This is a genomic window from Chryseobacterium sp. IT-36CA2 (assembly GCF_949767875.1).
Taxonomy (GTDB): Bacteria; Bacteroidota; Bacteroidia; order Flavobacteriales; family Weeksellaceae; genus Chryseobacterium.
Window position 1 is genome coordinate 12,884 of sequence record NZ_CATKPG010000022.1, and the last position, 21,117, is coordinate 34,000.

Genomic DNA, 21,117 nt, shown 5'->3' on the forward strand with positions numbered 1-21,117 from the left:
GAGGTTTTTTAATTAAGTACAGTTAATAATATTGTTAAACTTGATGAATTTGTAGGTTTGATAATTTTTATCTGATTATCAATTGCTTATGCTCGTGTTGTAAATTTGTTGTAGATATTTTTTTTGAAAATGAGTTCGTTTTTTTGTCACTTTACCACATAGTTAAAAATGATCTAAGTATGAATCTCAAAAATCTGAATATCAGATCAGTTATTAAAGATATCGCAGGCAAAAGCAGGATAAAGATGCAGTGTATCTGTAATTTTTTAATGAGTACTGAAGAAGAGGTTGTGACAATTTATAAATCTCAATCTTTAGATACAGAAATACTGATGAATTGTTGGGATATATCCAAAAAGGAAAAATGCAGTCTGCACGTCCTGTTTCCGCAAAAGTCTAAACAAGAAAGATATCATTGAATTTATCCTGGAAAGGATCATGAATGGTGAAATGACAAAATCGGAAGTGATCAGCGAATATATGATTTCCCAAACCACCTCTACAAATAGGTACAGATATATACAGACGTAGAAATGTAGTTATCTGCAGCAATATCTTACTGGTAGAAAAATGAAAACATTTTACGTTTAAATAATATATAAATTAACATTACAGTTTCTCGAATACATTTTCCAGACAGGCATCATTTGCTCTTCAGATGTTACTGTTATATAATCAGATTAAGATTACAAAATCTTTGAAAATCAATTAACCTTAAAAAAATCCTTTATAATGAAAAAAAATCTAATTTTTGGATGTTTTTTGCTTGTTTCATCGTTGGCCTATTCACAAGTGGGGATCAATACAACAAGCCCTCAGGGAGCTCTGGATGTCGTAAGTACTTCCGGTACATTTATCCCACCCAGAATGACTACCGCACAAAGAAACCTTCTTTTAGCACCACCAACAGGGGCTGTTATTTTTAATACCACAACCGCTGGTTTGGAATTTAATTATGGTACTCCCGCTTCTCCAACATGGAAGTCTCCCGTAACTGCTACTGCAGCATCTTCAAATATTGTATTGGCAGGAGGTTCTGTAGATGCTGAAGCACCACAAAAGATTGGTGCCGCAACAGTTCCTGGTAGTACAGTTGATGGAACTGGCTATTTTCAGTTTTCATTTAACCTACCTTCAGCCGCAAAATGTAAACTTGATATCTATCCAAGTACTTGGGCCAGTACAAATACCGGTGTAGGAACAAGGCTGTATGTGGATTATGTAGATACCAACAGTACACCTGTAGCTACAGTTGTGACGGCAACGACTTCTCCAAATAATTTACACATAGTAGTACCTTATAGTTATGTGACACCTGTTGGTCTAACGGCCGGAAATCATACTATAAGAGTGCAGGCTGGTACTACTTCTAAAATAGATAATAATGACAGAATAACTTATTCTTATTTATGTTGGAATTAATTTAGTCCCTAATGAAGCAATTATTTTAAATTAAAGAAACCGGAAGGAAAAGTTTTCCGGTTTTTTTATTAATACATTTATAAAAAAGATCAAAAAATCCTAATTGAAGAAAAGGAATTAATCTTTAAATGGTAAATGATTTACTTGATACAATTTATTTAAATCTATATAATTCCTTGATTGATTATTAAATAATTGATTTTCAATAGTTTATTTTCATGATGTAAATTTGTTGTAGTCGTTTTTTTTGAAGATAAAGAGGTTTTCTGTCACTTTGCAGTACAAAATTTAAAAACACGCTAAGCAAATGAAAAAAATTATTACCCTTGCCTTAATGGCAGGTGCTATTTGGGTTAACGCTCAGGTGGGTGTAAATACAACTTCTCCCGCTGCAACATTAGATGTAACAGGTAAGCCAACAATAGCTTCAGTTCTGGATGGTCTTATTCCCCCAAGAATTACAGGAGTACAATTGAGAGCAAAAATTTATACAGCGGCACAAACGGGTGCTACGGTATATGTTACAGCTGCTGATACGGCACCGGCAGGGCAAACGATCAGTGTAACAAGTCCCGGTTACTATATATTTAATGGAACAGACTGGAATAAACTCGTAACTCAAAGCGCAACGAGTGGCAGTACAGTAGCTAAAAGACCGGTAGAAACAATTGCTAAAGGTGTTGATGCTTATTCTTCTGTATTAAGTATAGGGGATTTTGAATTTCGTATTAATTCAGATACTGTGAATGGAGGGCAAATGAATCCTGAGATACGATTCACCGGAACAGGAGATAGAAGTTATTTAACATTAACAAATCTACAATGGGAACCAGGAAGTACACCAAATTATTCCACTACAGGTGCTACAGATGGAATCGCTACTAGCACCTTTACTGCTATACCAGGGAATGTCTATGGAAGTAATACTGCCAAAATGGTGGCTGTGATAAGAATCCTTGATACCACTTCAAATAAATATTATCGTTATGAAGTGACGAGAATACAAAATGGTACTAACTTTTATATCTCTCAGATCTGCGAGAACTATTAATAAGATAGGGAATTAATAAAATCCTTCCGTAAACTTTACTAGTAATGTGTTCTGGAAAAGGTTAGAAAAGAATAATAAAAAATTTAAAAACATTAAACAGATGAAAAAAATAATTATTACCCTTGCCTTATCGGTAAGTGCGGTTTGGGCTAATGCCCAAGTGGGCGTAAATACAATTTCTCCCGCTGCAACATTAGATGTAACAGGTAAGCCAACAACAACGTCAGTTCTGGATGGTCTTATCCCTCCAAGAATTACAGGAGTACAATTGAGAGCAAAAACTTATACAGCAGCACAAACAGGTGCTACAGTATATGTTACAGCTGCAGATACGGCACCGGCAGGGCAAACGATCAGTGTGACAAGTCCCGGTTACTATATATTTAATGGAACTGATTGGAATAAACTAGTAACCCAAAGTGCAACTACAGGAAGTACAGTAGCTAAGCGGCCTGTAGAGATACTTGCTAAAAATACCAATACTAATACGTCTACCTTAAGTATAGGAGATTTTGAGTTTCGTGTAAGGTCAATAGCAGCAGGAACAATGTATGCTGATATCCGGTTTACCGGAACAGGAACCAGAAGCTATTTGACATTAACTAATATTCAATGGGAACCAGGTGTTACCCCTAATTATTCCACTACAGGTGCTACAGATGGAATTGCCGAGAGTATCAAATTTACTGCAATACCAGGGAACACCTATGGTAGTGATACAGCGAAAATGGTAGCTGTGATCAGAATCCTTGATACCACTTCAAATAAATATTATCGCTATGAAGTGACGAGAATACAAAAAGATAATAACTTTTATATCTCTCAGATTTGCGAGAACTATTAAATACTAAGATAAAGAGTTAATAAAAGTCCTTTGCTGTATAATCTTTATATAGTAATGTATCTGGAAAAAGTGAAAAGAATAATGGTCTCAGATCAATAGTTTTATTCTTAATAATGGGAATGTTTTCTTAAGCCATTTAAATTTTTTAAATGGTTTTTTATATCCTGTTTTAAAAATCAGATCTATAATAGATTGATTATTTTAAAAGTATGATTTACCCTTTGCATTATTTCCAAAATCCAATAATTCTGATATAAGCCTGCAATAGAGGATAGAGTACAAACGGCTATTGGCTGTTTGAATTTATATGTATAAGTTTTAATTAATATGATTTGATAAACTTATGAATTGTTTTATTTTGTATTGATTTTCAGTATGTTGTGTTTTTTGTAGCATATTTGTGATAGATGAATTTTTTGAAGATAAAGTTATTTTTTGTCAATTTACAATATGAAATTTTTACAAACGTATTTGCAGATGGAAAACAATGAAGAACAGTTTCAATTTGAACTTTAAAAATATTTTATAAAAAAATAACGGCCTCCATATTTGGAAAAAATGATCAGACAAATCCTCGAATTTGTAATGGTAAAGGCTGGAGAGAATAATGGTCCCAGATCATTAGTTTTCATTCTTGTGTTTTGATAATGATATAATTTTCATTATTAAGAAGTGTATTTATATAACCATTCAATTTTTTGAATGGTTTTTGTATATGATATTCTAAAATTAGATTTATGAAAAATACAATTGCTGTTATAGCATTATCTTCTTTCTTAGCTGTTATTGCCTGTAAAAAAAATGAAAAGGCAGTCCTTGCGGAAAAAACAGAAAATAAAACTACCGAAGAATTGGTTGTAGACTCTGTAAAAGTAAATGATTCTGTGAAGATAACAGATTCATTAAAGCTTTCTTTTACTTCTAAGCTATTGGTTTTCCCTGCTTTAAAAGATAGGAAGTTGTTAGATAGTATCTATTTCCAGAATGAAAAAATTACGGATTTCTCTAAAGCCGGACTTCAGGCATATCTCGATAGCGAAAAGAATAATTATTTCCAATCTGTGAAAAGTAATAATAAAGACTGGGTTTCAGATATCACTTATGCACAGAATTGGTATTCAAGCTCATACATGAATTTGATTTCTAATACGAATGGATATATGCACATACAATATGTAGGAAGCGGATATGAGGGAGGAGCACATGATAATTATGGTTTCTCTGAAAGGGTTTTTGATCTTAAAAACAGCAAAAAATTAGAACTGAAGGAAATCACTTCAATGCCTAAAAATAAAATTGAGGTCATTCTGATGAAAAATATTGATAAAATGAACAGCGGAACAATGGATGGGGACGGTGAAGTGAAAAACTCGGAGATGTTGTTGGTAGAGAAAATTCCGGCATCGGATAACTTTTATTTTGATAATAAGAACCTGTATTTCCACTACAGCCCATATGAAATTGCAGCATTTGCAGCAGGAGATATTACCATTCCTGTTTCGTGGGAGGACCTAAAAGGAACTTTAAATACAGAATTTAAAGAAAGAATGAAAATTAAGTAAATTAATGCTTCCAGTTCAGGAAGCATTTTCTATTTTTGCGTTGATGAAAAAAGTAGCATTTATTATCAATCCATTTTCAGCCAAAAAAAATTATCAGCCATTCTTGAATGAGCTTAAAAATAAGGTTGAAGATCCATTATATTACGTTTCAGAATCTATTCTGGGAACCGATGAGTTTATCAAAGATCATTTTGATGAAGTAGATATCTTTGTAGCGATAGGAGGAGATGGGACCATTTCCACGGTGGCAAAAAACCTTATTAATACCGATAAAATTCTGGCGATTTTTCCGGCAGGTTCAGGAAACGGATTTTCCAATGAAACACAATTCAGTAAAAATCTGGACGAACTTTTAGAAAAAATAAAAGTCAAAAACTCCAGAAAGATTGATACATTTACGGTGAACGATAGGCTGTCAATTAATGTTTCAGGAACAGGATTTGACGGTAAAGTAGTCAAAGAATTTGAAAAAACTAGTCGTGGATTCAAAAATTACATCAAAGTTTCTCTGAAAACATTCTTTAATTATAAACCAATCAAAGTGAAGTTTATAGATGAAGAGTATCAGCAGTACAACGGTCGTTATCTGATGATGAACATCGCGAATACACGTCAGTTTGGAAACAATGCCTATATTGCCCCAAAAGCAAGTAAAAGCGATGGATTGGTTGATATGGTTTTGGTGAAAAAGTTTCCATTGACTTATTCCGCACTCTTTGCTTTCAGAATGTTTACCAAAAGGCTAAAAGATGATGAGTATGTAACCTATCTTCCGGTTTCCGAAATATCATTTAAAGTGAATACTAAAAACTGGCATCTGGATGGTGAATTCAATAAAATCAAATCACCTATTCATGTGAAAGTACAGCCGGCGAGTTTGAATATTTTGGTTTAAGGTTGCGAGTTGCGAGTTAGTTTTGTTTCTAGTTAACATTAAACTTTAAACATTGAATTATCTCCCTAATTCCTGCAACCTAAAACCTGTCATCTGCATCCTATTTACATCTCCAGCTTTTTCTCAACTTCAGCCGGATGATCCAGGCAGTATTGAAGTTGCTTTTTATCAAGCTGTTTTTCCCAATTGGCAACCACTACAGTGGCCACAGAATTCCCAATTACATTGGTCAGAGCTCTGCATTCACTCATAAACTTGTCAATTCCAAGAATCAAAGTCATTCCGGCAATCGGAATTTCAGGAACTACTGCCAACGTTGCTGCTAATGTAACAAATCCTGCACCTGTAACTCCTGCAGCGCCTTTTGAACTTAACATAGCCACTAAAAGAAGCATCAGTTGCTTTTCAATCGGAAGATGGATGTTTAAAGCTTGCGCAATAAAAAGAGAAGCGAGCGTCATATAAATATTGGTTCCGTCGAGATTAAAAGAATATCCCGTAGGAACCACAAGACCTACAATAGCTCTTGAACAGCCTGCTTTTTCAAGTTTTTCCATGATTCCCGGCAGGGCAGACTCTGAAGAGCTTGTACCCAAAACAAGAAGAAGTTCTTCTTTAAGGTAGAAAAGGAGTTTAAAAATATTAAATCCATTATACCATGCTACCGCTCCCAACACCAGAACAACAAAAAGAATAGAGGTAATATAGAATGTGGCTACCAAAAATATAAGGTTCAGCACAGAATGAAGCCCATATTTTCCAATCGTAAATGCCATAGCTCCGAAAGCTCCAATTGGAGCCAACTTCATGAGCATATGAACAATTTTAAATACCGGAGTAGACAGATCCTGTAAAAAATCTGTGACTTTCTGGCTTTTTTCTTTTGTTAAAACCAAAGCAACTCCCATCAAAATAGCCACCAAAAGAACCTGAAGAATATTTTCACCTACCAAAGGACTGAACAAAGTTTCAGGAATGATATTCATAATGAAGCCCGTAAGCGTTGATTCATGAGCTTTTGCCTGATACTGCGAAACATCACCCGAAAGGGTAGAAGGATCAATATTTAAACCATGACCTGGCTGTAAGATATTTCCAACTATTAATCCGATGATCAGAGCAAGGGTTGAAAAAGTAAAAAAGTAGATCATTGCTTTGATGGCAATTCTTCCTACTTTTTTCAAATCGGTCATATGGGCGATTCCTAAAGTAAGGGTAATAAAAATGACCGGAGCGATAATCATTTTCACCAATTTGATGAATCCGTCTCCTAATGGTTTCATCTTTTCTCCCAATTCAGGGTAAAATTTTCCAAGAAGAATACCTGCAACAATGGCTATAATTACTTGAAAATAAAGCTGATTGTATATTTTTTTTGCTTTCAAAGAACAGTCGTTTTGTTTTTTTAAGGGCGAAAATTAAGAAAATTTATCTAAAAACATGACAAAAGTCATTGAAAAGAATCTTTTACACTGGCTTTATATACAAAAGCTCCGGGTTGATTTTTAAAGGTTTTATCCTTTAAAAATCAACCCGGAGCTATATATAATTCTGATTAATCGTAAATGTTATTATTCCACAGCTACAGAATCATCTCCACGACCGTCTGCTACAGCATGAATATTTCCTTTTTCATCAAGGACAATCATTTCTGTTTTGCCGATGTATTTGGTCTTTTCAATCACATAATTCTTGCTTTTCAGCTCAGAAATAGTACTTTCCGGGAAATTATTTTCCACGGTAATGGTTTCGGGCAGCCATTGATGGTGAAACTTTGGTGCATTCACTGAGGTATTGGCATTCAGTTTAAAATCTACCACATTTACGATAGACTGATATACTGATGTTGGAATTGTAGTACCTCCAGGTGTTCCCACTACCATATAAGGTTTTCCGTTTTTAAGAATAATGGTAGGAGTCATAGAGGAAAGCATTCTCTTATTAGGCTGGATAGAATTGGCTTCTCCGCCCACAGCTCCAAACATATTCGGTACACCCGGTTTTATAGAGAAATCATCCATTTCATTATTTAAAAAGAATCCGGCTCCTGAAACTAAAACTTTACTTCCGTAATAACCATTAAGAGTTGTGGTTACAGAAGCTGCGTTTCCGTCCTTATCCAATACTGAAATATGAGTAGTCTGCATAGATTCTTTGGGTTGTTCTATGATTTTTCCTACTTCAGCACTTGGAGTAGCTTTATCAAAACTGAAGCTTTTCCATCTTCCTTTCAGATAGTCATCAGAGATCAGGTAAGAGGTTTTATCCTGAATAAAATCCGGATCACCCATATATTCTGCTCTGTCTGCATAGGCTCTTCTTTCTGCTTCAGTCATAATCTGAACAGCTTTTGTAGAGTTTTGCTGGTATTTTTCAAGATTTTCAAAACTGGCCATTCTTAGCATTTGAGCAAGAAGAACCCCGCCGCTTGAGGGTAAAGGCATGGTGACAACATCGTTTCCTTTATAATCAAATTCCAGTGCTTTTCTTTCTGCAACTTTGTAATTTTTAAGATCTTCCAGCGTGATGATTCCGTTGCCTCTTTTCATTTCGGCAACCAGAAGATCAGCTGTTTTTCCTTCATAAAAACCTTTAGCACCTAATTTCTGGATAAGTTTCAGTGTTTCGGCTAAGTCTTTTTGAACCAAAAGATCTCCGGCTTTCCATGGAGCATCTTTTACAAATAGGATAGAAGATTTATTGTGTTTTTGGAATTTCTCCCTTTGATTATTCAGCATGTCTGCTTCCTTATCGGTGATAGCAAATCCTTTTTCAGCAAGATCAATAGCAGGCTGAATAATCTTTTCCATAGGAAGTTTACAGTATTTCAGAGTGGCAAAGAATCCAGCTACGCTTCCGGGGATGCCTACAGCCAGTCTTCCGTTTTGAGAAAGATCCGTATCTGCTTTTCCTTTTTTATCAATGTACATGTCTCTGGAGGCCTTTTTGGGAGCGGTTTCTCTATAATCCAGTGTGAATTTTTCACCATTACTTTTCACGCCTACCAAAAATCCGCCACCTCCGATGTTTCCTGCCTGAGGATATACTACAGCAAGAGCATATTGTGTCGCGGTAACTGCATCGTAGGCATTTCCTCCCATTTTTAAGATTTTGGCTCCTGCTTCACTGGCTAATGGATGTGCAGAAACTACAACACCTTTATTCTTTACCTGTACCTCTTTGATAATATTGATATCTGTATACTGAGCCCAGCTAAGCTGAGCCGCCAACAGCATCGAAGCAATTAAAATCTTCTTCATATGATTGTTTTTCTTTGAAACAAAATTATTGAATTTTCAGTTAATCACAGCCTGATGATTATAGCATTTGATTTTTTCTTTCATTGAGGTTATCTAAATTGAAGATATATGTCGTTTATCAGGAGGATATTTTTAACTACACCTTTTTTATTATGGTTGGCATGTTTTTTTTACTTTTGTACAATCCTAAAAAAATGTGAAAATGGAATCCTATACGGAAAGAATACTGATTACAGGTGCCTTGGGACAAATTGGTACCGAACTTACGAACAGACTTGTTGAAATTCACGGAGCTGAAAACGTGGTTGCTTCAGGATTAGACAGATGGCAGGAAGGAATTACTTCTGCCGGACACTATGAAAGAATGGATGTTACCAATACCCAATTGGTAAGACAGGTAATTAAAGATTACGACATCACCACAGTGTATCACCTTGCCTCACTTTTATCCGGAACTTCGGAAAAGCAGCCTATTTTTGCGTGGAAACTGAATCTTGAACCACTGCTTCATTTTTGTGAAATGGCGAAAGAAGGGCTTCTTAAAAAGATCTTCTGGCCAAGTTCTATTGCTGTATTTGGAAAAGGAATTCCAAAACATGATGTAGGGCAGGATGTGGTGTTGAACCCAACAACTGTTTATGGGATCTCAAAAATGGCAGGGGAGAAGTGGTGCGAATACTATTTCGACAAATATGGGGTAGATGTAAGAAGTATCAGATACCCTGGATTGATCTCATGGAAAACTCCGGCAGGAGGTGGAACTACTGACTACGCGGTTGAGATTTTCTACAAAGCAATTGAAGATGGAAAGTATACAAGTTTCATTTCCGAGAATACAGGAATGCCAATGTTGTATATGGATGATGCCATCAATGCAACTCTGAAATTAATGGAAGCTCCCAAAGAAAGTGTAACGGTTCGTTCTTCTTATAATTTGGGTGGAATGTCATTTACTCCGAAAGAATTGTCAGATGAAATCAAGAAAGAAATTCCAGATTTTACGATTGATTACAACCCGGATTTCAGACAGGCAATTGCGGATTCATGGCCGGCTTCGATTGATGATTCTGTAGCAAAAAAAGACTGGGGTCTGTCTTATGATTTCGGAATTTCTGAAATGACAAGAGATATGATTAAGAATCTGAAGGTAAAATTAGGAAAGGATTAATAATGTGAAGTATTACTTTAATTAATAATTGATTTAACATCTGATTTTTAATATTTTAAAGTATTTATATAAAATTTAATTTAAATGGTATTATTAACTTTTAACATCACGGAAATTGAAGCTGAAGTAAAAAACGGTGTTCAAATTACCGCTGATGAAAGACTGAAAATTACAGAAGATAATACCAGAGCAATTCTTAGAATTTTAGATATTCATGATATCAAATCAAGTTTTTTTGTAGAGGTTTCTCTTACCGGAAAACTTCAGAATTTAATAAAAGCAATTTCATCCAAAGGGCATGAAATTGCTTTTTATAATAAAGGGTCCAATCCGGAAGAAATTGAAAATGCCAAGAAGAATATTCAGGAACTTTTGGAAAAACAGATCAGGGGAATTCGTCAGAAAGATGTAAAAGTTTCGCAGGAGATTTTGAAGCTGATGGAATTTAATTACGTCTCCAATATTGATAATGCCAATATTCTTTTTCCTTTCAAAAGACTCAAAAGAGATACAGTGATTACCGAAGAAGACGGACTGAGTATTGTCCCGGAAAGTATTTCCCCGTACAGTCAGCTCCCTTACAATGATTTTGTATTTCAGATCCTGCCGATGAAGTATTATCAGAATATGGTGCTGGAGACTCTGCAGAATGAAGAGTTTGTGTTGATCTATTTAAATACATGGCAGTTTACCGATTTCAAGAAATACCGCTTTGAAATACCATTCTACCGAAGCTTATTTTCGGGCAAAAAAATGGAGGACAAATTAGATGCCCTCCTTACTTTTCTTAATGACAGGGAAATGGCTACTTCCCGCATGAAAGATTATATTTTTTAGGTGAAAGGTTGTAGATATTAGGTAGCAGGTTTTAGGGATTAGGGAGTTTGAGAGTGGGAGTATCTGAGGGTTTAGCGTTGTGGGTAATCAGGAACAAAAACAACCTGCAACTCGAAACAAAATAAACTCACGGCAAGCAACTCGCATCTTGAAACCCGTAATAAAATAAACTCGCAACTAAACAACTAACAACCCGTATCCCGCACTTCTAGCTCAGTTCAAAAAGAGTAATCTCCGGCAATACGCCCACTCTTCCCGGATATCCTAATACCCCAAATCCTCTGTTAACGTACAGTAGTTTTCCTTCGCTTTCGTATAAATCGGCCCATTTTGGGTATCTGTATTGTACTGGTGACCATTTTACATTTTTAAGATCCAGACCAAACTGCATTCCGTGTGTGTGTCCCGAAAGGGTCAAATGGATGTTGGAAGGGTGTTTTTTAACCACATAATCAAAATGGGTAGGGTCGTGGCTCATTAAAATTTTAGTTGCAGATTCTGGTACGTTCTTTAATGCATCATCTATTTTTCCGAATTGAGGAAATGGCTTCAATCCCCAGTTTTCAACACCCAGAATGTAGAGTTTCTCTCCGTTTTTCTCAATGACTCTGTGTTCATTTCTCAACATATCAAAACCGGCCTGTTTTTCATAGTCGATCAGGGTGTCAAGGTTTTCTTTTTTGGCTGCAGGTGATTCCCAGGTTACGTAATCTCCGTAATCATGGTTTCCTAATACGGCCAATTTGCCATCTTTTGCCTGAATTTTTGAAAATAAAGGAATGAAAGGTTTGAATTCATCCGCCACGTTATTGACCATATCTCCGGTAAATAATACCAGATCAGGCTTCTGTTCGTTGATTAGTTCGATAGCGTGCTGTAACTTACTCGGATCTGAGAAGCTTCCACTGTGAACATCGGAAATCTGGATGATTTTGTACCCTTTAAAGCTTTTGGGAAGATTGGCAAAGTTGACTCTTACTCTTCTTACCTTATGCCTGTATTTTCCAAACGTAATTCCGTCTATGAAAAGAGCAGAAAGAACGCCACTCATCCCCAGTCCAACAAGGCTCAGGAACTTTCGCCTTTCCGGGAAGAAATTTTCTGAAGGTTTGGCAAAGCCTATCAGATAACCTCCGATTCTGATAAGATCATCAATTAATAAAAACAGAACCACGAAAATTTTAGGCATGATGAAAATCAAAAATAATGAAATCATGATCTGAGCCCTTACCATACTTCGGTCTGACCTTTGGTAATGAGTGACCTCATACGCGAAAATGGCGTAAACGGTTAATGATATTACCCAATATCCGATTCTGATCCAGAAATTATCGGTAAGCGTTCTGATAGCCTGATAAATGTACACTTCCAAAAACAGGAAGATTCCGGCGATGATTAAAAGATTCTTTTGCATGTTCTGATCAAAAAAAGCACAAAGAATAACTTCCCTGTGCTTTTATATTTTAATTGTTTAAATATTATTTTTTAGGAAATCTATAAACGATAGCATTGATATTCATTCCGGCACCTACCGAAGTCATCACAATGTTACCATTATCTTTAAACGATTGACCCTCCATTTTTCCTTTAATTATGATATCATACATTGTAGGAATTGTTGCTACAGAAGTGTTTCCAAGATCCTGAATGGTCATAGGAGAGATTGCGTGATCATATTCTTTCACATCGTAAAGCCTGTGAAGTCTCTCAATCATAGCATAATCCATTTTAGCGTTTGCCTGGTGAATTAAGATTTTATCTATGTCTTCAATAGAAAGACCTGCATCTGTAATAGTATCCTTGATAGCATCAGGTACATTTTTAAGAGCATATTCATAAATCTTTCTTCCTAGCATTCTTACATAAAGGCGCTTTTGATCTGCTTCTTTGTTGATAGATGGTTGATTTTCAAGGTAGTTTAGTTCTGGTCCGTTGTCACAGATAGTGTTGTGGGCAATAATTCCAACATTTTCTTCGTCAGTTGCTTTTACTACTACAGCTCCGGCACCATCAGCAAAGATCATTCTGTTTCTGTCATATGGATCTGTTACTCTGCTTAATGTTTCAGCCCCAATCACAAGAATAGTTTTAGCAACCTTAGCTTTAATTAAATTATCAGACAAAATCATAGCTTCTACCCACCCAGGACATCCGAAAACCATATCATATGTTACGCATTTTCTGTTTTTGATTCCCAGCTTATTCTTTACTCTCGCTGCCATAGTTGGCATGAAATCAGCGTATCCGTTTTCAGTAACTTCCCCAAAATTACTTGCGTAGATGATATAATCTAATTCCTCGCCGTCTACTTTTGCATCTTCAAGGGCAACTTTTGCAGCTTCATAACCGATTTGAGAGTTGGAAAGATCATCCTCAATGAATCTCCTGTTTTCGATTTCTGTAATCTCTACAAATTTCGCAATGGTCTCTTCCACAGGCTTTTCAATCTTTACTCCGTCTTCAGTATAGAACTCGGAATTCATGAAGTAATCTCTACCAATAACTCTGTTCGGAATATAAGATCCAGAGCCAATAATGATCGTATTCGGCATTCGTTTATATGATTTTTTTAAAGATGCAAAGTTAATAATTAATATTAATAACAGAGAATTAAAAATATTATTAAATTTGCAAAAATTGTACTTTACAATCTATGAAAAACAACTCATCCTTAAAAGGCTTACTTATTGCAGCTGTGGCGTTTATCGTTGCCTTTGGGATCTACTTCCTTTTTTTAGCCAAGAAGAATTATTATGTGGTAGATAATCCTACCCCGAATACGTATTACTTTAAGATCAATAACGGATCTGAAGGAATTATTTCAGCGGGGCAGTATGTGCATGTGGATTTGAATAAAGGGAAAAACTCTATTCAGGTTTTTGATCAGAACAAAAAAATGCTTTATGATTCAGCATTTGAAGTAAATAAACTTCGTGGCCTGATTAATATTACCCACCAGGATTACTATGTGAATGATCAGTATTACGGATACAATCTTAAAAAAGATTCGTTGCTGTCAGCACTTGATAAAACCGTTATTGACGGAAAGGATTATTACGGAGGAGCGAAACGCTTCAATAAGCTTTACACAGAAGATTTTTATTACAATGTAGATGAAGACTATGACCAAGTGATCAAGAATATCCAGCAAGTGGAATCAAGATCCAAAATCTTCAGAAAGCAGGATTACCTAAATTATTATAAAGAATATTACAAGTTTTAAGTTTTGACAAAAGATATCACCAAAGTTACTCCCTACAATTCAGAGGCTACAAAAAAGAGCCAGGTAGAGGATATGTTCGACAATATTGCACCGAAGTACGACCTTCTGAACCGTGTTTTATCCATGAAAATTGACATTTTGTGGAGAAATAAACTGGTAAAATGGATGAAAAATGATAATCCGCAGGAAGTGCTGGATGTGGCTACAGGAACGGGAGATCTGGCAATTACGATTGAAAAAGGAACCGGTTCTAAAGTAGTTGGATTAGATTTATCACAACAAATGCTGAATGTTGGCGTTATTAAAATAAAAAAACTTAAATTAGACGGCAAAATTTCCATGCAAAAAGGAGATGCAGAAAATTTACCTTTCGAGGACAATAGATTTGATGCTGTTTCCGTTGCATTTGGAGTAAGGAATTTTGAAAACCTTACCAAAGGTTTGGCAGAGTTAAGAAGAGTAGTTAAAGATAACAAAAGTGTTTATATACTGGAGTTTTCAAAGGTAGAGGGTTTCATGGGACCATTTTATATGTTTTATTTTAAAAATATATTACCTGCCATCGGCAGATTGGTTTCTAAGGATAATAGGGCGTATACATACCTTCCGGATTCTGTAAATGCTTTTCCTTTCGGGGAGAAGATGAAGCAAATTCTTTTAGATACGGGATTTAAGAAAGTTGAATATAAAAAATTAAGTTTAGGTATAGCCACAATTTATAAAGCAACAAAGTAACCTATGAATAAATTTCTATTAAAAGCACTGGTTTTAACCTCAGTAAATGTTGCCGTCTTTGCAAACGCGCAATTCAGAACCCGAAACAGAATGGATAAGTTGGAAGATTTCGACGAACAGAAATTCAGTTGGGGGTTTTATTTGAACGGGAACAGACTGGATTACCGCATTGTTCTACATCCGAAGTACGGGATGAATGATAATGAAAACCTTGTTACCTCTAAGGAAAGTTATAGTTTCGGTGCCGGGCTTATTGCAAAATGGAGACTGAATGACTATCTTGACGTAAGAATAGAACCAGGTTTACAGTTTGCACAAAGACAGTTGACTTTTAATACTCAATCCAATGACATTTATGCAGGTGGGTCTTTGACCAATCCTCCTTTTATGCCAATCCCTTTACAGGAGAAGGATAGAGTAAGAGAAATTAAATCTACTTTGATTGATATTCCGGTACTTTTGGAACTTCACGGTCAGAGATGGTACAATTCAAGGCCTTACGTTGCCGCTGGGGTGAACTATGTAGTAAACCTTCAGTCTAATGCAACTTCTACAGATGATAACATGCAGGGAATCTACAGATCTACAACGCACAACTTTGCGTGGTCTGCAGAAATGGGAATTCAGTTTTATTTCAACAAATTTAAACTGACTCCTGCGGTAAGAGGAACCTTCTTTATGAACAATGAGAAAGTGGCGGATAATGCTACTACACCTCCTTACTGGGCATCTGCTATTTCTACATTACAGACAAGAGCCGTAATGTTTGTTCTGAAATTTGAGTAAAAAATATTTCATTCAAAAATAGACGGGAGGTGCATTAGCACCTCCTTTTTTATTGTTATATCAAAATATAGAGCGTTTTATTTTTGTTAGTGTTATTATTTTTTTATTTTTGCTTTTAGTTAGAATATACAAACCTGAAATGCTTCAAGATTTAGAAAACAATTTTTCAGAATTAGAGAGAAAGATTTCGACTCTGCAAAAGAACTATAAAAATCTTACGGAAAATTTAAAAGAATTAAATATTGAGCATGAAGAATTGAAGAAGAAATATGATGAGGAAAGAAGAAAAAATCAGGTATTAGCAGAAGAACAAAAAAATATAAAACTTTATTCAGCAATATCAGGAAATCCTGAACACAATAGATTAATGAAAAACCATATCAACAGGTTGGTGAAAGAAATTGATTTCTGTATTGCTCAGCTTCAAAACAGTGGATTATAATGGAGATAAGGAGAATAACCGTCAACATTGCAGGAAGAGTATATCCGCTGAACGTACCGGCAGCAGAGGAAGAAACTTTGCGTAAAGTAGGGAAGCAGATCGAGAATATGATTAAAGATTTTGAACAGAACTTCGATGTAAGAGATAAACAGGATGCTTTGGCAATGTGTGCCCTGAAACTGGGAACCAATGCAGAAGTAGTTTCTGTGAACTACGAAAAAAATATTAATTCTACCAACGAAAGGTTAACGCAGATTAACCAGTCGTTGAATGAAATCGGGAAATAGATTTTTTTTCCTGAAAAATTACTGCCTACAATAATTCTAACACATTAAAGGTAAACTCAACGCTAAACAATTACCGAACAAATGTCCATCGAATGGCGTGCCGGATTTCCGGATTACAGACAGTGGAAATCAGTTCAAATCGTGTTGATTAGGAGTTTACTCTCAATCTCTGGATTATTGTGGGCTTTTTTTATTTAACAAGGATATGAATACAATTAAAACTCAATATAAATTATGATAGAAGTTATAGTCGGTGTTGTTTGTTTAGTAATTGGAGCTGTAGTGGGGATGTTTTTCTCCAGAAGTTCTCTGAATACTAAGGCAAAATTCATCATAGATGATGCTAAGAAAAACGCCGAAAACCTTATAGAAAAAGCTAACGTACAAGCTGAATCCATAAAGAAAGAAAAGAACCTTCAGGCAAAAGAAAAATTCCTGGAACTGAAATCTCAGCATGATGCAGACATTCAGTCCCGTGAAAAGAAAATGCAGGAAGTTGAAAAGAGAACGAAAGACAAGGAGCATAAGCTGAATGATGAACTTAGCAAGACCGGAAAACTTGAAAAAGATTTAGACAAGCAGATTGGAGACTATGCTAAGAAGACCGAAATTCTTGAAAGAAAACAACAGGAATTAGATACAGCTAACGCCAAGAAAGTAGAAATACTTGAGAAAATTTCTAATTATACAGCTGATGAAGCTAAAGCAGAATTGGTAGAAACCATGAGAGCGGAAGCTAAAACAAGAGCACAGGCACACGTTCAGAGCATCATGGAGGAAGCTCAGATGAATGCCAAAAACGAAGCTAGAAAAATCGTTATCCAAACGATTCAGAGAATCGGAACTGAGCAGGCTATCGAAAACTCAGTATCAGTTTTCAATATTGAATCTGATGAAGTAAAAGGTAGAATTATCGGTAGAGAAGGTAGAAATATCCGTGCTTTAGAAGCAGTAACGGGCGTAGAAATCATCGTTGATGATACTCCGGAAGCTATTCTTCTTTCATGTTTTGACCCTGTAAGAAGAGAGATTGCAAGACTATCCCTTCACAGATTGGTAACCGATGGTAGAATTCACCCGGCGAGAATTGAAGAGGTAGTAGAAAAAACAAGAAAACAGATTGAAGAGGAAATCATTGAAGTAGGTAAGAGAACCATCATTGATTTAGGAATCCACGGATTACACCCAGAATTGATCAAAATCGTAGGTAGAATGAAATACCGTTCTTCTTACGGACAAAACTTACTACAGCACTCAAGAGAAGTAGCAAACATTGCTGCAACGATGGCTGCTGAGTTAGGATTAAACGTAAAATTAGCCAAAAGAGCAGGTCTTTTACACGATATCGGTAAAGTTCCTGAGCAGGAATCAGAATTGCCACACGCCCTTTTAGGAATGCAGTGGGCTGAGAAATACGGTGAAAACCCTGAAGTAGTAAATGCTATCGGAGCTCACCACGACGAAATTGAAATGAAATCATTACTATCTCCGATCATTCAGGTTGCCGATGCGATTTCAGGAGCAAGACCGGGAGCAAGAAGACAGGTATTGGAATCATACATCCAGAGATTAAAAGATCTTGAATCTGCAGCATTAAGCTTTGATGGAGTATCAAGCGCTTATGCAATTCAGGCAGGTAGAGAACTGAGAGTAATGGTAGAGAGCGGAAAAGTAAATGATGAAGTAGCTTCTCAGCTTTCTTACGATATCTCAGAGAAAATTCAGAATGAACTGACTTATCCGGGGCAGGTAAAAGTAACAGTAATCAGAGAAACGAGAGCTGTGAATATTGCCAGATAATAATCAGAAAAAGATATTTGATAAAAACCTTTCAAGAAATTGAAAGGTTTTTTATTTTTATCAAAACTTAAAAATGCAAGAACTGTCCCTGTCTTCAAAGCTGAAGTACATTTTTTCTATTCCTGTTATTATTTCTGCCTTAGGCTATTTTGTAGATATCTATGATCTCCTTTTATTTGGGATCGTTAGAATACCCAGTTTAAAAGCATTGGGGCTGAATCCTGATGCAGACGGAACCTTTATTCTGAACTGCCAGATGGTAGGACTTCTTGTTGGAGGGGTTTTCTGGGGGATTTTTGGCGATAAAAAAGGGAGACTTTCCGTTTTGTTTGGTTCTATTCTGGTGTATTCCTTGGCCAACATTGCCTGTGGTTTTCTTCCTTATTTCCCTAAAGAGCATTTAGTATATCAATATGCCGGTTTAAGGTTTATTGCGGGGATTGGTCTTGCCGGAGAGCTTGGAGCAGGAATTACGCTGGTTTCTGAAAGTCTGCCAAAGAATTTAAGAGCCATCGGAACCTCCGTGGTTGCTGGTTTCGGATTAATGGGTGCTGTAGTCGCTCAGCTTACCGTAGAACTGGCCGGAGGGTGGAATATCTCTTACATTATCGGAGGAATAATGGGAATTTTGCTATTAGTGCTGAGAATAAGCGTATCCGAATCCGGAATTTATAAGAATATTGTCCATAAAAATGTGTCAAAAGGGAATTTTCTATCCTTTTTTACGAATAAAGACCGATTGATAAGATATTTAAAATGCATTGCTGTAGGATTGCCTACGTGGTACTGTATTGGGATTCTGGCTGTTTTAGCCAATCAGTTTGCTCCTGAAATGAGAATCAAGGATCTTAACCCCGGAAAAGCAATTATGTGGGCGTATATAGGAATTTCTGTCGGTGATTTATTGAGTGGTTTTATATCCCATGCTTTAAAATCCCGTAAAATGGCCATATTTTATATGCTGATCTTTACCCTGATTGGAGTAGCAATAATGTTATTTGGTAATACGAATACGGAAACAAAATATTATCTGTTTTGTGTATGGCTGGGCTTTGGAACTGGATACTGGGCTATGTTTGTGACGCTGGCTGCAGAACAGTTCGGAACGAATATCAGAAATACAGCAACAACTACCGTTCCCAACATGGTAAGAGGACTTGTGCCGGTGATGATTTTTGCTTTTGATTCTCTTAAAGGTCATTTCCCTGTAGTAGAAAGTGCAGCCATAGTAGGAGTGGTGGTATTCGGGCTTGCATTTTATTCCTCACTTACCATTTCGGAAACGCATGACAAGGATCTTGAATTTACTGAATAATTTAAATTGTTTAATAAATAATACACTAGTATTCCTTATTTTGAATGTAATAATTAAGTTATAATCAATAAATTATTAATTTTTATTCTGGTTTTTGTTGCGAGTATTTAATATTTGTTTAACTTTGGAACGTAACTAAAACTATATTGTTTAATCAAAACTAAACCACATGAACATTATGAAAAATGCTAAAAAACTGAGAAAACAAGACTTGAAAAATATTACAGGAGGAGTAAGCGGTAATCCGGACTTATCTCTTTGCGGATGCAGCTGCTCAGGATCTGTAACAGGACCTTGGTATTGTGTACAGTATATCGGTTGTCCGCAGGTATATACTTGTGGTGAAGCCGCAATCTAAAGAAAATTATTTCAATACGAAATAAACATTTCCACATTTAATATGCAGAACCCTTTTGATTTCAAAAGGGTTCTGCTCTTTTTAATGGATAATGTAAAGAAGGCTTCCAATGCTTATCGTTACCCACAGGATAATTGCCATTGCTAGAGGTTTTAATCCAATAGACTTCAGCGTCTGAATAGAAAGGGTAGAACCGATGAAAAATAAAGTCAGATTCAATCCGGATTTTGCCAAAACAGTGATTGAAGTACTGAAACGGTCAAGAATAGGGAAATAAGTATTCAGTAGAATCGCAACAATAAAATAACCGATAAACCACGGAATTTTTATTTTTGAATCTTTGTTTTTAAAAATAAACATGGTAATCAGAGAAACAGGAATGATCCATAAAGCACGGGCCAATTTTACCGTAGTTGCTATTTTTAAGGCTTCATCTCCATATTTGCTGGCAGCACCTACTACAGAACTTGTATCGTGAATTCCCACGGCACACCAAAGTCCAAACTGCTCCTGAGAAAGATTTAAAAGATGTCCTATAGCAGGATATACAAACAGTGCAATAGAATTTAATGTAAATACAATGGCCAATGCAAGAGAAATCTGTTTTGTATTGGGTTTAATGATAGGAGAAACGGCTGCAATCGCACTTCCGCCGCAAATAGCTGTTCCCGCAGAGAGAAGATAAGATAAAGGTCTTTCCAGTTTAAATACTTTTCCCAGGAAATATCCCAAAACCATTACTGTAACAATACTTACAATTGTTAGCATTAAACCTGTTTTCCCGGCATGAAGTGCTTCATCCAGTTTCAATCCGAATCCCAAGCCTACAATTGATATCTGCAAAAGCAAATGAATATAATGATGGAGATGCTTTTCAAAAGGGTTTCCTATCAGAACAGCTAGCCCAAATCCCAAAGTAAGGGCTATAGGTGAAGATATAAGCGGTGTAAGACACAAAACTGCCAATATAATAAAAAATACTTTCCGTGTCATTTCATTTTGAATGAAATCTTTCATAATGCGAACTTTTAAAATCTGCATCAAAATTCCGGAAAATACTATTACAAAGTAAATTGTATTTTGTTATATTGGATAACTAAAAGTTATAATGTAAAATGTATTTCGGATAATC

20 protein-coding genes are annotated in these 21,117 nt (G+C 35.9%); 15 read left to right on the top strand and 5 right to left on the bottom strand.

Translation table 11 applies throughout. The features are described 5' to 3' along the window. Nucleotides 1–732: 732 nt before the first annotated feature. The 5 genes from ACM6F9_RS14935 to ACM6F9_RS14955 all read left to right on the top strand — a co-directional run bounded on the left by ACM6F9_RS14935 (nucleotide 733) and on the right by ACM6F9_RS14955 (nucleotide 5,774). Nucleotides 733–1,422, top strand: a complete 690-nt coding sequence (locus ACM6F9_RS14935; protein WP_414846441.1) for a hypothetical protein — start codon at nucleotides 733–735, stop codon at nucleotides 1,420–1,422. 307 nt (nucleotides 1,423–1,729) lie between these two features. Next, entirely contained in the window at nucleotides 1,730–2,473 is a 744-nt protein-coding gene (locus tag ACM6F9_RS14940) for a hypothetical protein (protein WP_414846442.1), read from the top strand. 100 nt (nucleotides 2,474–2,573) lie between these two features. Next, nucleotides 2,574–3,317 (top strand): hypothetical protein, encoded by a 744-nt coding sequence (locus ACM6F9_RS14945; protein WP_414846443.1) that lies wholly within the window; start codon nucleotides 2,574–2,576, stop codon nucleotides 3,315–3,317. Between the two features lie 737 nt (nucleotides 3,318–4,054). Next, nucleotides 4,055–4,879 carry an RsiV family protein gene (locus tag ACM6F9_RS14950; protein WP_414846444.1) on the top strand — a complete coding sequence of 275 codons (825 nt, stop codon included), beginning with the start codon at nucleotides 4,055–4,057 and terminating at the stop codon, nucleotides 4,877–4,879. Nucleotides 4,880–4,883: 4 nt separating this feature from the next. Next, entirely contained in the window at nucleotides 4,884–5,774 is an 891-nt protein-coding gene (locus ACM6F9_RS14955) for a diacylglycerol/lipid kinase family protein (RefSeq protein WP_414846445.1), read from the top strand. A gap of 104 nt (nucleotides 5,775–5,878) precedes the next feature. On the opposite strand, the gene ACM6F9_RS14960 is transcribed toward ACM6F9_RS14955, so the two are convergent. Together ACM6F9_RS14960 and ggt are read right to left on the bottom strand one after the other, a co-directional pair. Next, nucleotides 5,879–7,159 (bottom strand): dicarboxylate/amino acid:cation symporter, encoded by a 1,281-nt coding sequence (locus tag ACM6F9_RS14960; RefSeq protein ID WP_414846446.1) that lies wholly within the window; start codon nucleotides 7,157–7,159, stop codon nucleotides 5,879–5,881. 186 nt (nucleotides 7,160–7,345) lie between these two features. Then, on the bottom strand, nucleotides 7,346–9,034 hold the full coding sequence (gene ggt, locus ACM6F9_RS14965) for a gamma-glutamyltransferase (protein WP_414846447.1): 1,689 nt from the start codon (nucleotides 9,032–9,034) through the stop codon (nucleotides 7,346–7,348). A 202-nt stretch (nucleotides 9,035–9,236) separates the two neighbouring features. Between ggt and ACM6F9_RS14970 the strand changes: the two genes are divergently transcribed. Both ACM6F9_RS14970 and ACM6F9_RS14975 read left to right on the top strand, forming a co-directional pair. Beyond that, nucleotides 9,237–10,202 (top strand): NAD-dependent epimerase/dehydratase family protein, encoded by a 966-nt coding sequence (locus ACM6F9_RS14970; RefSeq protein ID WP_414846448.1) that lies wholly within the window; start codon nucleotides 9,237–9,239, stop codon nucleotides 10,200–10,202. An 84-nt stretch (nucleotides 10,203–10,286) separates the two neighbouring features. Next, nucleotides 10,287–11,039: a polysaccharide deacetylase gene (locus ACM6F9_RS14975; protein ID WP_414846449.1), complete on the top strand. Its 753-nt coding sequence runs from the start codon at nucleotides 10,287–10,289 to the stop codon at nucleotides 11,037–11,039. Between the two features lie 208 nt (nucleotides 11,040–11,247). Here the strand turns inward: ACM6F9_RS14975 and ACM6F9_RS14980 are convergent, their stop codons facing one another. After that, nucleotides 11,248–12,453, bottom strand: coding sequence for a metallophosphoesterase (locus ACM6F9_RS14980; protein WP_414846450.1), 1,206 nt, complete (start codon nucleotides 12,451–12,453; stop codon nucleotides 11,248–11,250). Nucleotides 12,454–12,517: 64 nt separating this feature from the next. After that, complete coding sequence (locus ACM6F9_RS14985; protein WP_414846451.1) at nucleotides 12,518–13,591, bottom strand: 3-oxoacyl-ACP synthase III family protein; 1,074 nt, start codon at nucleotides 13,589–13,591, stop codon at nucleotides 12,518–12,520. A gap of 101 nt (nucleotides 13,592–13,692) precedes the next feature. Between ACM6F9_RS14985 and ACM6F9_RS14990 the strand changes: the two genes are divergently transcribed. The 8 genes from ACM6F9_RS14990 (at nucleotide 13,693) to ACM6F9_RS15025 (ending at nucleotide 19,985) form a co-directional block, all read left to right on the top strand. Then, the gene (locus ACM6F9_RS14990; RefSeq protein WP_414846452.1) at nucleotides 13,693–14,262 is read left to right on the top strand and encodes a hypothetical protein; all 570 of its coding nucleotides are present in this window, start codon (nucleotides 13,693–13,695) and stop codon (nucleotides 14,260–14,262) included. Between the two features lie 3 nt (nucleotides 14,263–14,265). Next, complete coding sequence (ubiE, locus tag ACM6F9_RS14995) at nucleotides 14,266–14,997, top strand: bifunctional demethylmenaquinone methyltransferase/2-methoxy-6-polyprenyl-1,4-benzoquinol methylase UbiE (RefSeq protein ID WP_034695974.1); 732 nt, start codon at nucleotides 14,266–14,268, stop codon at nucleotides 14,995–14,997. 3 nt (nucleotides 14,998–15,000) lie between these two features. After that, the gene (locus ACM6F9_RS15000) at nucleotides 15,001–15,783 is read left to right on the top strand and encodes a porin family protein (protein ID WP_414846453.1); all 783 of its coding nucleotides are present in this window, start codon (nucleotides 15,001–15,003) and stop codon (nucleotides 15,781–15,783) included. Between the two features lie 52 nt (nucleotides 15,784–15,835). Further along, complete coding sequence (locus tag ACM6F9_RS15005) at nucleotides 15,836–16,225, top strand: hypothetical protein (protein ID WP_414846454.1); 390 nt, start codon at nucleotides 15,836–15,838, stop codon at nucleotides 16,223–16,225. After that, nucleotides 16,225–16,512: a cell division protein ZapA gene (locus ACM6F9_RS15010; RefSeq protein WP_414846455.1), complete on the top strand. Its 288-nt coding sequence runs from the start codon at nucleotides 16,225–16,227 to the stop codon at nucleotides 16,510–16,512. The genes ACM6F9_RS15005 and ACM6F9_RS15010 overlap by 1 nt, the downstream gene beginning before the upstream one ends. A 234-nt stretch (nucleotides 16,513–16,746) precedes the next feature. After that, a complete protein-coding gene (gene rny, locus ACM6F9_RS15015; RefSeq protein ID WP_185146783.1) occupies nucleotides 16,747–18,312 on the top strand; it encodes a ribonuclease Y in 1,566 nt (521 codons plus the stop codon). A gap of 73 nt (nucleotides 18,313–18,385) precedes the next feature. Continuing rightward, nucleotides 18,386–19,627 (top strand): MFS transporter, encoded by a 1,242-nt coding sequence (locus ACM6F9_RS15020; protein ID WP_414846456.1) that lies wholly within the window; start codon nucleotides 18,386–18,388, stop codon nucleotides 19,625–19,627. A gap of 169 nt (nucleotides 19,628–19,796) precedes the next feature. Next, complete coding sequence (locus ACM6F9_RS15025; RefSeq protein WP_105701521.1) at nucleotides 19,797–19,985, top strand: hypothetical protein; 189 nt, start codon at nucleotides 19,797–19,799, stop codon at nucleotides 19,983–19,985. Between the two features lie 81 nt (nucleotides 19,986–20,066). Here the strand turns inward: ACM6F9_RS15025 and ACM6F9_RS15030 are convergent, their stop codons facing one another. Beyond that, complete coding sequence (locus tag ACM6F9_RS15030) at nucleotides 20,067–21,002, bottom strand: YeiH family protein (RefSeq protein WP_414846457.1); 936 nt, start codon at nucleotides 21,000–21,002, stop codon at nucleotides 20,067–20,069. Nucleotides 21,003–21,117 lie beyond the last annotated feature (115 nt).